Source organism: Pseudomonas sp. Sample_16 (assembly GCF_004307665.1).
Classification (GTDB): domain Bacteria; phylum Pseudomonadota; class Gammaproteobacteria; order Pseudomonadales; family Pseudomonadaceae; genus Aquipseudomonas.
This window is the reverse complement of the sequence record NZ_RCOB01000161.1, coordinates 39,863-52,579: the sequence shown is the minus strand read 5'-3', so window position 1 is coordinate 52,579 and position 12,717 is coordinate 39,863. Positions and strand designations below refer to the sequence as shown.

At 59.9% G+C, this 12,717-nt stretch carries 12 protein-coding genes; 3 read left to right on the top strand and 9 right to left on the bottom strand.

Annotated elements, in window-relative coordinates:
* The 3 genes from D8U69_RS21145 to D8U69_RS21135 form a co-directional block, all read right to left on the bottom strand.
* Window positions 1–330: MetQ/NlpA family ABC transporter substrate-binding protein (locus D8U69_RS21145; protein WP_241668680.1), on the bottom strand; the 330-nt coding region annotated here is incomplete at its 3' end.
* Between the two features lie 60 nt (window positions 331–390).
* The gene (locus D8U69_RS21140) at window positions 391–1,065 is read right to left on the bottom strand and encodes a methionine ABC transporter permease (RefSeq protein WP_056854201.1); all 675 of its coding nucleotides are present in this window, start codon (window positions 1,063–1,065) and stop codon (window positions 391–393) included.
* Window positions 1,065–2,072 (bottom strand): methionine ABC transporter ATP-binding protein, encoded by a 1,008-nt coding sequence (locus D8U69_RS21135; RefSeq protein WP_130903782.1) that lies wholly within the window; start codon window positions 2,070–2,072, stop codon window positions 1,065–1,067. Before D8U69_RS21135 ends, D8U69_RS21140 begins: the two co-directional genes overlap by 1 nt.
* 209 nt (window positions 2,073–2,281) lie before the next feature.
* Between D8U69_RS21135 and katE the strand changes: the two genes are divergently transcribed.
* The gene (gene katE, locus D8U69_RS21130; RefSeq protein ID WP_056854203.1) at window positions 2,282–4,420 is read left to right on the top strand and encodes a catalase HPII; all 2,139 of its coding nucleotides are present in this window, start codon (window positions 2,282–2,284) and stop codon (window positions 4,418–4,420) included.
* A gap of 98 nt (window positions 4,421–4,518) precedes the next feature.
* Here katE and D8U69_RS21125 read toward each other — a convergent pair whose 3' ends face one another.
* Genes D8U69_RS21125 through zur form a run of 4 tightly spaced genes read right to left on the bottom strand, consistent with a single transcriptional unit; the run spans window position 4,519 to window position 7,321 of the window.
* Window positions 4,519–5,235, bottom strand: coding sequence for a PA5502 family lipoprotein (locus tag D8U69_RS21125; protein WP_056854204.1), 717 nt, complete (start codon window positions 5,233–5,235; stop codon window positions 4,519–4,521).
* Between the two features lie 37 nt (window positions 5,236–5,272).
* Window positions 5,273–6,061 carry a zinc ABC transporter permease subunit ZnuB gene (gene znuB, locus D8U69_RS21120; protein WP_056854205.1) on the bottom strand — a complete coding sequence of 263 codons (789 nt, stop codon included), beginning with the start codon at window positions 6,059–6,061 and terminating at the stop codon, window positions 5,273–5,275.
* A complete protein-coding gene (znuC, locus tag D8U69_RS21115) occupies window positions 6,054–6,839 on the bottom strand; it encodes a zinc ABC transporter ATP-binding protein ZnuC (RefSeq protein ID WP_056854206.1) in 786 nt (261 codons plus the stop codon). The genes znuB and znuC overlap by 8 nt, the downstream gene beginning before the upstream one ends.
* Complete coding sequence (gene zur / locus D8U69_RS21110) at window positions 6,839–7,321, bottom strand: zinc uptake transcriptional repressor Zur (RefSeq protein ID WP_056854207.1); 483 nt, start codon at window positions 7,319–7,321, stop codon at window positions 6,839–6,841. Before zur ends, znuC begins: the two co-directional genes overlap by 1 nt.
* A 66-nt stretch (window positions 7,322–7,387) precedes the next feature.
* On the opposite strand from zur, the gene D8U69_RS21105 reads away from it, so the two are divergent.
* Entirely contained in the window at window positions 7,388–8,308 is a 921-nt protein-coding gene (locus D8U69_RS21105) for a zinc ABC transporter substrate-binding protein (RefSeq protein WP_130908058.1), read from the top strand.
* 109 nt (window positions 8,309–8,417) lie between these two features.
* Here the strand turns inward: D8U69_RS21105 and D8U69_RS21100 are convergent, their stop codons facing one another.
* Both D8U69_RS21100 and D8U69_RS21095 read right to left on the bottom strand, forming a co-directional pair.
* Window positions 8,418–9,371 (bottom strand): homoserine kinase, encoded by a 954-nt coding sequence (locus D8U69_RS21100; RefSeq protein ID WP_056854209.1) that lies wholly within the window; start codon window positions 9,369–9,371, stop codon window positions 8,418–8,420.
* A gap of 50 nt (window positions 9,372–9,421) precedes the next feature.
* Window positions 9,422–9,712, bottom strand: coding sequence for a DUF2782 domain-containing protein (locus tag D8U69_RS21095; RefSeq protein WP_015092908.1), 291 nt, complete (start codon window positions 9,710–9,712; stop codon window positions 9,422–9,424).
* A gap of 74 nt (window positions 9,713–9,786) precedes the next feature.
* On the opposite strand from D8U69_RS21095, the gene polA reads away from it, so the two are divergent.
* Entirely contained in the window at window positions 9,787–12,591 is a 2,805-nt protein-coding gene (gene polA / locus D8U69_RS21090) for a DNA polymerase I (protein WP_130908057.1), read from the top strand.
* The last annotated feature ends 126 nt before the right edge of the window (window positions 12,592–12,717 follow it).

Sequence of the window (12,717 nt, the reverse complement as noted above, 5' to 3'; positions counted from 1 at the left end):
TTTGTACTTGCTGGAGTAAACGCCCAGCGGCTCCAGGTGCACGCCGGCGACCGACACCAGGTGGGTGCCCTTGGCCTTGTTGAATTCATCGAGGTACGGCTGGTGCTGGAAGAAGTTGGCGTCCAGGCGTTTTTCCGCAACCTGTACGTTTGGCTGGATGTAGTCGGTGAAGACTTTGACCTTGAGGTCGACGCCTTCTTTGGCCAGGGCCGGTTTAACGAATTCGAGGATTTCCGCGTGCGGGACTGGCGTTGCGGCGACCGTCAGGGTGTCGGCAGCGTGGGCGGAAAACGCGGCAACGGCAGCGAAGGCGACGAGTAGTTTTTTCATTCAGCTAACTCCATGTGAGGCGCCCGTTTGGCGCCTGCCAGCGAATGGCCGGCTCATGTCTTACTTACGGGAAAAGTGGACGACCAGTTTGTCGCCGACGGTTTGCAGTATTTGCACCAGTACCAGCAGCAACACCACGGTGACGACCATCACGTCAGTCTGGAAACGCTGGTAACCGAAGCGGATCGCCAGGTCGCCCAAACCACCGGCACCGACCACACCGGCCATGGCCGTGTAGGACACCAGTGTAATGGCTGTCACCGTAATAGCGGCGTAGATGCCTGGGCGGGCTTCCGGCAGCAAGGCGTTGGTGATGATCTGCCGCGTGGTCGCGCCCATGGCCTGTGTTGCTTCGATGATGCCGCGATCCACTTCACGCAGGGCGGTTTCCACCAGTCGCGCGAAGAACGGCGTGGCGCCCACCACCAGCGGCGGGATCGCGCCGGCAACCCCGAGCGAGGTGCCGGTGATCAGCACCGTGAACGGAATCATGACGATCAACAGAATAATGAACGGCAGCGAACGCAGGATGTTCACCACCAGCGACAGCATGGCGTACACGCCTTTGGCTTCGAGCAACTGGCGCGGGCTGCAGAGGAACAGCAATACGCCCAGTGGCAGGCCGAGCAGTACGGTGAACAACAACGAACCGCCGAGCATCAGCAGGGTGTCACCGGTGGCCAGCCAGATTTCGAACCAGTCGATATTGGCGAAGAAACTTGTCAGGGCTTCCATTAGCGCAGCACCTCCATGTGGACGTCGGCGGCGGTGAAGCGGGCGAAGGCCGCTTCCATGTCACCACCGGTCACGGCCAGGGTCAGTTGCCCGTAAGGGATGTCTTTGATGCGGTCGATGCGACCGGCGAGGATGCTGTAGTCCACACCCGTTTCGCGGGCGACGGTACCCAGTAGCGGCGCGTAGGTCGCTTCGCCCTGGAAGGTCAGACGCACGATGCGGCCCGGCACGTGAGCGAAGTCGTCACGTTGCTCGCTTTCATCGATGTGCTCGTCTTCCTGTACGAAGCGCTTGGTGGTCGGATGCTTGGGATGCAGGAACACATCGGCCACCGAGCCCTGCTCGACGATCACGCCTGCGTCCATCACGCCAACCTGGTCGCAGACCCGGCGGATCACGTCCATCTCATGGGTGATCAGGACGATGGTCAGTTTCAGTTCGCGATTGATCTCGGCCAGCAATTGCAGGACCGACGCCGTGGTCTGCGGGTCGAGGGCGCTGGTGGCTTCATCGCACAGCAGGATTTTGGGCTTGGTCGCCAGGGCGCGGGCAATGCCGACACGCTGCTTCTGGCCGCCAGACAATTGCGCCGGGTACTTTTTGGCGTGGTCGGACAGACCAACCCGCGCCAGCAACTCAGCCACTCGCCGGTCGATTTCGCTACGCGACAGTTCACCGGCCAGCGTCAGCGGCATGGCGACGTTGTCGGCCACGGTCTTGGATGCCAGCAGGTTGAAGTGCTGGAAAATCATCCCGACTTGCTGTCGGAAACGGCGCAGGCCATTGGCGTCCAGCGCGGTGACTTCTTCGCCGTCGACAAAGATCTTGCCGCCACTGGCGCTTTCCAGGCGATTGATCAGACGCAGCAGGGTACTTTTTCCCGCACCGGAATGGCCGATCAGGCCGAAAACCTGACCGTTCTCAATCGTCAGACTGGTCGGATGCAGGGCGGGGATATCCTTACCGGCGACGCGGTAGGTTTTATGGACGTTTTGAAACTCGATCACGTAGCGAACCTTGTGGGGCGCGTTGGAAAAGGGTCAGCGGTTAGCCGGGCGCGCATTTTAGCCTGTCCGTATAGAGGTTCTTAGCATTTATTTCGCATTCATCCAGCCATTTGGCAATAACGCGATCAAAGGTCAGATAAAAGGAACGGCTAAAAACCCCGTCAGTCACTACTTAGGCAACTCGAAAATACCCCGAGGAGATATGCCTGATGAGTACCAAGAAGCCTGCCGCGACCAAGAGCGCGATGGCCGGGACTGATACCCTGGACCGCAACAACAGCAATGCCAAACTCGACAGCCTGGAAAACTTCCGCTCTGACGCCACCGGCCAGGCCTTGCGCACCAATCAAGGCGTGAAAGTCGCGGACAATCAGAACACCCTGAAGGTCGGCGCCCGCGGACCTTCCTTGCTGGAAGACTTCATCATGCGTGAGAAAATCACGCACTTTGACCATGAGCGCATACCCGAGCGCATCGTTCACGCTCGCGGCACCGGCGCCCATGGCTACTTTCAGTCCTACGAAAACCATAGCGTACTGACCAAAGCCGGATTTTTGCAGGATCCCGGCAAGCAGACCCCGGTATTCGTGCGTTTTTCCACGGTACAAGGCCCACGCGGGTCAGGCGATACGGTTCGCGACGTACGAGGTTTCGCGGTGAAGTTCTTCACCGACGAAGGCAACTACGACCTGGTGGGCAATAACATGCCGGTGTTTTTCATCCAGGACGCCATCAAGTTTCCCGATTTCGTACACGCGGTGAAACCCGAGCCGCACAACGAAATCCCTACGGGCGGCTCAGCCCATGACACGTTCTGGGACTTCGTTTCGCTGCAACCGGAATCGGCGCACATGGTGATGTGGGCGATGTCCGATCGGGCGATTCCGAAAAGTCTGCGCAGCATGCAGGGCTTCGGTGTCCATACCTTCCGTTTCATCAATGCCGAAGGAAAATCGCGCTTCGTCAAATTCCACTGGCGCCCCACCGCCGGTACCTGCTCGCTGGTATGGGATGAAGCGCAGAAACTCGCCGGTAAAGATACCGACTACCACCGTCGGGATCTCTGGGAAGCCATCGAGATGGGCGACTACCCGGAATGGGAACTGGGCGTGCAAGTGGTAGAGGAAGAAAACGAGCACGACTTCGACTTCGACATTCTCGACCCGACCAAGATCATTCCCGAAGAAATCGTGCCGATCACGCCGCTGGGCAAGATGGTGCTTAACCGCAACCCGGACAATTTCTTCGCAGAAGTCGAACAGGTTGCGTTCTGCCCGGGGCATATCGTGCCGGGCATCGACTTTTCCAACGACCCACTGCTGCAAGGCCGGTTGTTTTCCTACACCGACACGCAGATCAGCCGACTCGGCGGACCGAACTTTCATGAGATCCCCATCAACCGTCCGGTAGCACCGTTCCACAACGGTCAGCGGGATGCGCTGCATCGAACCACCATCGATAAGGGCCGTGCAGCCTACGAACCGAATTCCATCGACGGCGGCTGGCCGAAGGAAACCCCGCCTGCCGCGCAGGATGGCGGCTTCGAGAGCTATCAGGAACGCATCGACGCCAACAAGATTCGCCAGCGCAGCGAATCATTCAGTGACCATTTTTCCCAGGCACGCCTGTTTTTCCACAGCATGAGCAAGCACGAACAGGAACACATCATTGCGGCGTACAGCTTTGAGCTGGGCAAGGTCGAACGGGAATTCATCCGTGCCCGTGAGGTGAACGAGATTCTGGCCAATATCGATCTGGAACTGGCCAAGCGCGTGGCGCAAAACCTTGGCTTGCCGGCCCCGACGGCTGGAACGGTGGAGGTGCCGAAAACCTCTCTGGAGCGCTCGCCTGCGTTGAGCCAGGCCAACTTGCTGCCCGGGGATATCAAAACCCGCAAAGTGGCGATCCTTGCTGCCGATGGTGTCGACGGCGCCGCAATTGATGCCATGAAGAAAGCGCTGGAAGCTGAAGGCGCTCACGCCAAGCTGCTGGGGCCGACCTCGGCGCCGGTAAAAACCGCTGACGGCAAGGCGTTGCCAGTGGATGCATCCATGGAAGGTTTGCCTTCAGTGGCATTCGACGCGGTGTTTGTGCCCGGCGGCGCAGCGTCGATCAAGGCGCTGAGTGCCGATGGCGTGGCGCTGCATTACGTGCTGGAGGCTTACAAGCACCTGAAAGCGATTGCGTTGCACGGTGAGGCGAAGCAGTTGCTGGATGTGTTGAAGCTGGAGGCTGATGCGGGTTTGATCGTCGGGGCGGATGCCAAACTGTTCAAGGCGTTTTTTGCTGCGATCGGTCAGCATCGGGTGTGGGACAGGGAGCCCAAGGCCAAGGCGATTCCGGCCTGAGGTTCTGGTTCGTTTGAGAAGGCGCCTTCGCGGGCAAGCCTCGCTCCTACAGAGGGTCATCGAAACTCTGTGGGAGCGAGGCTTGCCCGCGAAGCTTTTCAAGATTTACGAGGGCTAAGTACCATTTGCGCCGGTACGCTGCGCAGAATCTGCCGCTCCAGCTTCAGGTCGAATTGCGGGTCGAGCTTTTTCACGCGTTTGGTCAGCAGGTTTGCCAACCACGGGTAATCATCGGTACGCGGCGCCTGAATGCTCACATCGCACTGGTAATTCACAACATCGGCGGCGATGGCGTCCAGTTGACGACGCAGTTTGCCCATGTCGTTGATGTTTAGCGCCACCGTCGTGCTTTCCGCCGTCGGGTCGATGACTTTGGCTTTGGGCATGGCTTCCGCGGCTTTGAGTGCTGCTTCGGCTTTTTCCAGTTCCGCTTTGCGGGCCTCAGCGATAGGGCCGTTGACGCCACCGGTCAATGCTGGCGCCTTGGGCATCAATGCACGGGCACGGGCCAGGGCCGTAGCGGCCGCATTTACGTCACCCTTTTGCAGCACGATCTGGCTACGTAGCAAGTAGGCTTCGGCCAGTTGCCGTTGGTATTGCTCAAGGGATTGATCATTGGGCGACTCGGCCTGCAAGGCTGCCAATTGACCTTCGGCCGTGGCCAGCTCACTGCTGGCCAGGCTTTGCTCAAGCTGTGCAATGGCCGTGGCCCGCGCATCCGGGACCTCGGTGGCCGTCGGTGGCGTGCTTTGGCAGGCGCCCAGCAGCAAGGAAAATGCGACAAGGAGCAGATAACGGGCGGCGAACGACTTCATTCCTGCGACTCTCTATTTGCGCAAAAAACGAGCAAGTCTACACCCCTCGACGGGGCAGAACAAAACTCAGCAGAAACAGTGCGGCGGCCGTCACAACAATCGACGGACCGGCCGGGGTGTCCTTGAACCAGGACAGCGCCAGCCCGCCACACACGGCGAGTATGCCCAACAGGCTCGCGCCCAGTGCCATCTGTTCCGGAGAGCGGGCGTGACGTTGTGCCGCAGCCGCCGGAATGATCAGCAACGAAGTAATCAGCAATACGCCGACGATTTTCATCGCCACGGCAATCACCACGGCGATCAGCAACATCAGCGCCATGCGTAAACCTGCCACGGGCAAACCTTCGACCCTTGCCAGCTCCTCATGCACCGTAATCGCCAGCAATGGCCGCCACAAGGTAACCAGCAAAGCCAGCACCGCCGCGCTGCCACCGAGAATCCAGGCCAGATCGGTCGGGCTGATCGCCAGCAAGTCGCCGAACAGATAGGCCATCAGGTCGATCCGCACTTCGTGCATGAAGCTTAGTACCACCAATCCCAAAGAGAGGGTGCTCGGTGCGAGAATTCCCAAAAGTGTGTCGGACGCCAGCGGCTGGCGCTGTTGCAAGGTCACCAATAACACCGCCAACAGCAAGCAGCCTACGGTCACGGCGACAGTCGGGCTGACATCCAGCAGGAAACCCAGCGCAACGCCCAGCAACGCCGCGTGTGACAAGGTGTCACCGAAATAGGCCATGCGCCGCCAGACCACGAAGGAGCCCAACGGACCCGCGACCACAGCCAGAGCCAAACCTGCAAGCAGGGCGTAGAGCAGAAAATCAGCCATGCTTGCAGCTATCTCCGTGAACATGGTTATGGCCCGACCCGGGCGCCTTGACGACCGAACCGTGCAGATCGTGGGCGTGGTCGTGATGGTGGTGATAAATCGCCAGACTCTGTGCGTTTTTGCCGAAAAGCTCGACGAATGCCGGATCGCCACTGACCTGTTCAGGGTGGCCGGAGCAGCAGACGTGGCGATTGAGGCACACCACCTGATCGGTAGTGCTCATGACCAGATGCAGATCGTGGGAAACCATCAATACACCGCAGCCGTGCCGGTCACGCAGACGGGTGATCAGGCTGTAGAGCTCGGCCTGGCCAGCGACGTCGACGCCTTGCACCGGCTCGTCGAGCACCAGCAGTTGCGGCTCACGCAACAGCGCGCGAGCCAGCAAGACACGCTGCATTTCACCACCGGAAACACTTTGCACCGGGCTGTCGATCACCTGTTCGGCGCCGACTTCCTTGAGCGCGGCCAGGGCCATCGCGCGGTCCACACCCGGCACCAGGCGCAAGAAGCGCAGCACGGAAAGCGGCAGGGTCGGATCGACATGGAGTTTTTGCGGCATGTAGCCCACCCGCAGTTTCGGCTTGCGCCAGACGCTGCCGCTGTCGGGTTTCAACAAGCCAAGCACGGCACGCACCAGCGTGGTCTTGCCCGCGCCGTTGGGACCGATCAGGGTGACGATCTGGCCTGGCTCGACGCTCAGCTCGATATTGTCCAGCACCGGTTGCCCGGCAAACGTAACGGCAACCTGTTCGAGTCGGATCAGCGCGTTGCTCATCAAGCCCCCTGGCAACCCGAGCAGAGACCGATCACTTCGACGGTCTGGCCCTCAACGACGAACCCGACATCCTCGGCGCTGGCGATAATCGCGTCACTGATGGATTTCTGTTCGAGCTCAATGGCGGCGTGGCATTCACGGCAGATCAGGAACTGACCCTGATGCGCGTGCTCCGGATGATTGCAGCCGATGAAGGCGTTGAGGGATGAGATGCGGTGAACGAGGCCGTTTTCCAGCAGGAAATCCAGTGCGCGGTACACGGTTGGCGGCGCGGCACGGCGGCCATCTTGTTCGCTGAGCACCGCGAGGATGTCATAGGCACCCAATGGCTTGTGGCTTTGCCAAACCAGCTCCAGCACCCGCCGCCGCAACGCGGTCAGGCGCAGGCCCTGACGTGCGCACAAAGCATCGGCCTCAGACAGAGCGCTATGCACGCAATGAGAGTGGTCGTGGGGACGGCTGGCAATCGGTGTTTTAGGCATGAGCGGCGACGAGGTTTGTGAGAGACGTTATTATGTTACCCGTTCTCGCCTCTTTGAGTGGTCATCGTGTCCCGAATTTTTTCTATCTTTGTCGCATTTATCGCCAGTTTTCTGCTGATGGGTTCAGCGCAAGCCGAGGTTAAAGTCCTCACCAGCATCAAGCCGCTGCAACTGATCGCCGCTGCCGTGCAGGACGGCGTGGCGATTCCGGAAGTGCTGCTGCCGCCAGGCGCCTCGCCGCATAACTATGCCTTGCGCCCTTCCGACGTACGGAAGGTGCAGTCGGTCGATCTGCTGTACTGGATCGGTCCGGACATGGAAGGTTTCCTGCCGCGAGTACTCAATGGTCGTACTTTGCCTAGCGTTTCCGTTCAGGTTTTGCCAGGGATGAAGCTCCGCCATTTCGCCGAAGATAACCACTCACACGCCGAAGAAGCTGACGAACATGATCATGATCATCGCCCGGGCAGCCTCGACGCGCACTTGTGGCTGTCGCCGATCAATGCCCGAGTCATCGCCACCAAAATGGCGGCTGACCTGAGTGCCGCCGACCCTGCCAATGCTGCGCGCTATCAGAGCAACCTCAAGGCGTTCGATGAGCGTCTGGATGCGCTCGACGTGCGGCTGAAGAAACGCCTGGCAGGCATTGAAGGCAAACCTTACTTCGTGTTTCACGAGGCTTTTGACTACTTCGAAGACGCCTACGGCCTTAAGCACGCGGGCGTATTCAGCGTTGCCGCGGAAGTACAGCCCGGCGCCCAGCACGTAGCGGCGATGCGTGCGCGGTTGCAGGAAGTCGGCAAGACCTGCGTCTTCAGCGAGCCGCCGCTGCGCCCGCGCCTGGCCGAAACCCTGGTAGCGGGCCTGCCGGTGAAATTGGCGGAGCTGGATGCGTTGGGCGGTTACACACCCGCGACGGCTCAAGGTTATGAGCAAGTGCTGGAGAAGTTGGGGAATGATTTGGCGGGGTGCCTGGAGTCGCTTTAATTAATGCAATAACCCTGTGGCGAGGGAGCTTGCTCCCGCTGGACTGCGCAGCAGGCCCCAAGAAGGGGTCGCTTCGCAACCCAGCGGGAGCAAGCTCCCTCACCACAATTTAAAGAGCGAAAGGCAACGGGGTATTGACCGTCTGCCGCTGTGCCAGGCGCAATTGAAACTCCATCGGGTCGTGAATCAGCACGTCCTGCCCGGCGAATGATTCGGCCGCGATCAGGCGCGACAACCAGAACCGCACGCACGCCACCCGCAATAGGGTCGGCCACAACTCGGCTTCGGCCGCCGTGAACGGACGCAGTGCGGCGTAAGCGCCCAACAGCGCTCGCGCTCGCGCTCCGTCGATCAGACCATCGTCATCGGAACACCAGTCGTTCAAGGCAATCGCCACGTCGTAGAGCATCGGCCCCGAACACGCGTTGTAGAAGTCGATCAGCCCGGTCAGGTGCGTGCCCTCGAACATCGCGTTGTCGCGGAACAGGTCGGCGTGGATGTTGGCGCGAGGCAGCGCCAGAATTTTCTCTTTCTGCCGGGTGATTTCTTCCAGCGCTCGCTGCAACAGTTCCTTTTGCTCGGCATTCACGTGCGAAAGGAATTGCGTACCCTCCTCCAGCATCCAGTCCAGGCCACGATCGGTCTTGCGCTTGATCATGTTTGCAGCTTGGGTGGCCAGGTGCAGATGCGCCAGCAACTCGCCCACTTGCGCGCAATGTTGCGCGTTGGCCTGCTTGATGTGCTTGCCGGCCAGGCGCGGTTGCAACAATGCAGGCTTGCCAGCCAGCTCACGCAACGCCACGCCGTCCGTGGTGCGGATGGCGTATGGCACCGGCAGATCGGCTTGGTGCAACACGTCGAGCAGCTCGATGAAGAACGGCATTTCTTGCACCGGGCCACGCTCGACCAGGGTCAGGACAAACTCGCCCTGCTCCAGGCTGATAAAAAAATTGGTGTTTTCGCTACCGGCGGCAATCCCCTGGAAATCAAGCAGGCGGCCGAGGCCATAAGGGGCGAGAAAAGCTTCCAGCTCAGGCCGAGCCAGGGGGGTGAACACAGACATGTTTAAGCTGCCAGTACGGGCGCTGGTGGGCGCCAATTGAAATTAAGAAACTACTTCCACTCGAAGATCTTCCACGACGGAATCAGCATATCGGGCTGATCCGAGCGGATAAAGTTACCGTCCGATCCATCGGCGCGCACCAGAAAGTACGGTTTTCCGCCCTTCGGCGTGACCTGAATGGCATACAGGAAGCCATTCTGGCGGTATTCCTTGATCGTGTTGTCGCCTTCCGTGCGGATGGTTACATCCGGTTCCGGCGATGGCGCATCGTCCGCCGCCATAACAGCCAATGGAGTGATTGCAAACAAGCCAGCCAGCAACAGGCGATTTAGTGTGCGCATGATAACCTTGTCCCTTTGTCGTCAACGGTCCCGCTATTCTAGCGCCGGACCCGCCGAAAAGGTTGATCCTGCTCATGAGCCAAGCCCCCCTCGTCCTGGTGGACGGTTCTTCTTACCTGTACCGCGCCTTTCACGCGCTGCCACCGCTGACCACGTCCAAAGGCCTGCCGACCGGTGCGGTCAAGGGCGTGTTGAACATGCTCAAGAGCCTGCGCAAGCAGTACCCGGACAGTCCGTTCGCCGTGGTGTTCGACGCCAAGGGTGGGACTTTTCGCGATGACATGTACGCCGAGTACAAGGCCAACCGCCCGAGCATGCCCGATGACATGCGCGTACAGATCGAGCCGCTACACCAGAGCGTGATCGCCCTGGGCTTCCCGCTGTTGTGCGTCGAAGGCGTCGAGGCCGATGACGTGATCGGCACGCTGGCCCGCAGCAGCGCCGCGGCAGATCGCCCGGTGATCATTTCCACCGGCGACAAGGACATGGCGCAACTGGTCGACGGCCACATTACCTTGGTCAATACCATGACCGGTAGCAGCATGGACGTGGAGGGCGTGAAGGAGAAATTCGGCGTCGCTCCCGAGCAGATCATCGATTACCTGGCGCTCATGGGCGATTCGTCCGACAACATTCCGGGCGTTCCGGGCATCGGTCCGAAGACCGCTTCCGGCCTGCTGGTCGGCGTCAACGGTGGCCTGACCGAGCTCTACGCGCAGCTCGACATCGTGCCGACCCTGCCGATTCGCGGTGCCAAGACCCTGCCGGCCAAGCTCGAAGAGCACAAGGAGATGGCATTCCTGTCCTATCAACTGGCGACCATCAAGGTCGATGTGCCGCTGGACATCGGCCTTGATGACCTGAAAATGGGCGCGGAAGATCCAGACAAACTCTACGAGCTGTATACCCTGCTGGAATTCAAAAGCTGGTTGAATGACCTCGATCGCGACGCCAAACGACTCGAACTGAGTAGTGCCGCCGAACCTGCGCCAGTCGCTGATCTGTTCAGCGCACCCGAAGTCGAAGCACCGGCCCCCGTCGCCGAAGCCGCTTATGAAACCATCCTCGATCAGGCGCGTTTCGATGTCTGGCTGGAGAAACTGAACAATGCCAAATTGTTCGCGTTCGACACCGAAACCACCGGTATCGATGCGCAACAGGCGCAACTGGTTGGCCTGTCGTTCGCGGTACAGCCTAACGAAGCGGCTTACATCCCGCTGACCCACTCCTACATCGGCGTGCCCGAGCAACTGGATCGCGATACCGTCCTGCGTGCGCTCAAGCCGATTCTGGAAGACCCGAACAAACTCAAGGTCGGCCAGCACGCCAAGTTCGACATGAACATCCTGGCCAATTGCGCCATCGGCGGCGATCAGGCCAATGGCATCACCGTGCGCGGCATTGCCTTCGATACCATGCTCGAGTCCTACGTGCTCAATTCCACGGCCACCCGCCATGACATGGACAGCCTGGCCCTGAAGTACCTGGATCACACCACCGTGAGCTTCCAGGACATTGCCGGCAAAGGCGCGAAACAACTGACGTTCGACCAGATCGCTCTGGAACAGGCCGGCCCGTATGCCGCCGAAGACGCCGACATCACGTTGCGCCTGCATCAGGCGCTGTTCGAGAAGCTCACGGCGATCCCGAGCCTGGCCAGCGTGCTGACCGACATCGAAATCCCGCTGGTACCGGTGCTGGCGCGCATCGAACGCCAAGGCGCGTTCGTCGACGCTGCGCTGCTTGGCGTGCAGAGCATCGAACTGGGCGACAAGATGGTCGCGCTGGAGCGCGAAGCCTTTGAGATTGCCGGCGAAGAATTCAACCTGGGTTCGCCGAAGCAGCTGGGGGTGATTCTCTACGAAAAACTCGGCCTGCCGGTGCTGAAGAAAACCGCCAAGGGTCAGCCGTCCACCGCTGAAGAAGTGCTGGCGAAACTGGCCGAGGACGATTACCGGTTGCCTAAAGTGCTGATGGAATATCGTTCCATGAGCAAGCTGAAAAGCACCTACACCGACCGCCTGCCGGAGCAGATCAACCCTCGTACCGGGCGGATTCACACCTCGTATCATCAGGCGGTGGCGTCTACAGGGCGCTTGTCTTCCAGCGATCCGAACCTGCAGAACATCCCGGTGCGCACCGCTGAAGGACGGCGCATCCGCCAGGCGTTCGTGGCGCCGACCGGCTACAAATTGCTGGCGGCGGACTATTCGCAGATCGAATTGCGGATCATGGCCCACCTCTCGGGCGACGAAGGCTTGATGAACGCTTTCCGCCACAATCTGGACGTGCACACCGCCACTGCCGCCGAAGTTTTCAAGGTCGAGCTTGCTGACGTGACCTCCGATCAGCGTCGCAGCGCCAAGGCGATCAACTTTGGCCTGATCTACGGCATGGGTGCGCAGAAACTCGGTAAAGACATTGGCGTCGATACCAAGACTGCCAAGGCGTACATCGATACGTACTTCGCCCGTTACCCGGGAGTTCGCCAATACATGGACCGCACCCGTGCTCAGGCGGCGGAGCAAGGTTATGTGGAGACGTTCTTCGGACGACGCTTGTACCTGCCCGAGATCAACTCCAATAAACCACAGGAACGCGCCGCCGCCGAACGCACGGCAATCAACGCACCGATGCAAGGTACGGCGGCGGACATCATCAAGAAAGCCATGGTGGCCGTGGACGAATGGCTGGCTTCGTCCGGCCTCGACGCCAAAGTCATTCTGCAAGTGCACGATGAATTGGTTCTTGAAGTACGTGAAGACCTGGTCGATCAGGTCAGCTCTGACATTCGTAAGCACATGAGTGGTGCCGCGCAGCTCAATGTTCCACTGCTGGTGGAAGTCGGCGTAGGCAATAACTGGGATGAGGCGCACTGAGCCAATGAAAAAAGAGCCACGCCTGCTGCGGCATAGTGCCGCGGCGGGCGGTTCGAAGAGCGCTTAGTCCGGAAAATGCTCGGGGTTATTCCAAAGCATTTGAAAAAAATCTGAACTAATCTGGAG

What these genes read in the sequence shown, in the direction of transcription:
- D8U69_RS21100 (WP_056854209.1), bottom strand. Translation starts at nt 9,371, where the DNA reads ATGTCTGTGTTCACCCCCCTGGCTCGGCCTGAGCTGGAAGCTTTTCTC.
- D8U69_RS21095 (WP_015092908.1), bottom strand. Translation starts at nt 9,712, where the DNA reads ATGCGCACACTAAATCGCCTGTTGCTGGCTGGCTTGTTTGCAATCACT.
- polA (WP_130908057.1), top strand. Translation starts at nt 9,787, where the DNA reads ATGAGCCAAGCCCCCCTCGTCCTGGTGGACGGTTCTTCTTACCTGTAC.
- zur (WP_056854207.1), bottom strand. Translation starts at nt 7,321, where the DNA reads ATGCCTAAAACACCGATTGCCAGCCGTCCCCACGACCACTCTCATTGC.
- znuB (WP_056854205.1), bottom strand. Translation starts at nt 6,061, where the DNA reads ATGGCTGATTTTCTGCTCTACGCCCTGCTTGCAGGTTTGGCTCTGGCT.
- znuC (WP_056854206.1), bottom strand. Translation starts at nt 6,839, where the DNA reads ATGAGCAACGCGCTGATCCGACTCGAACAGGTTGCCGTTACGTTTGCC.
- D8U69_RS21140 (WP_056854201.1), bottom strand. Translation starts at nt 1,065, where the DNA reads ATGGAAGCCCTGACAAGTTTCTTCGCCAATATCGACTGGTTCGAAATC.
- katE (WP_056854203.1), top strand. Translation starts at nt 2,282, where the DNA reads ATGAGTACCAAGAAGCCTGCCGCGACCAAGAGCGCGATGGCCGGGACT.
- D8U69_RS21125 (WP_056854204.1), bottom strand. Translation starts at nt 5,235, where the DNA reads ATGAAGTCGTTCGCCGCCCGTTATCTGCTCCTTGTCGCATTTTCCTTG.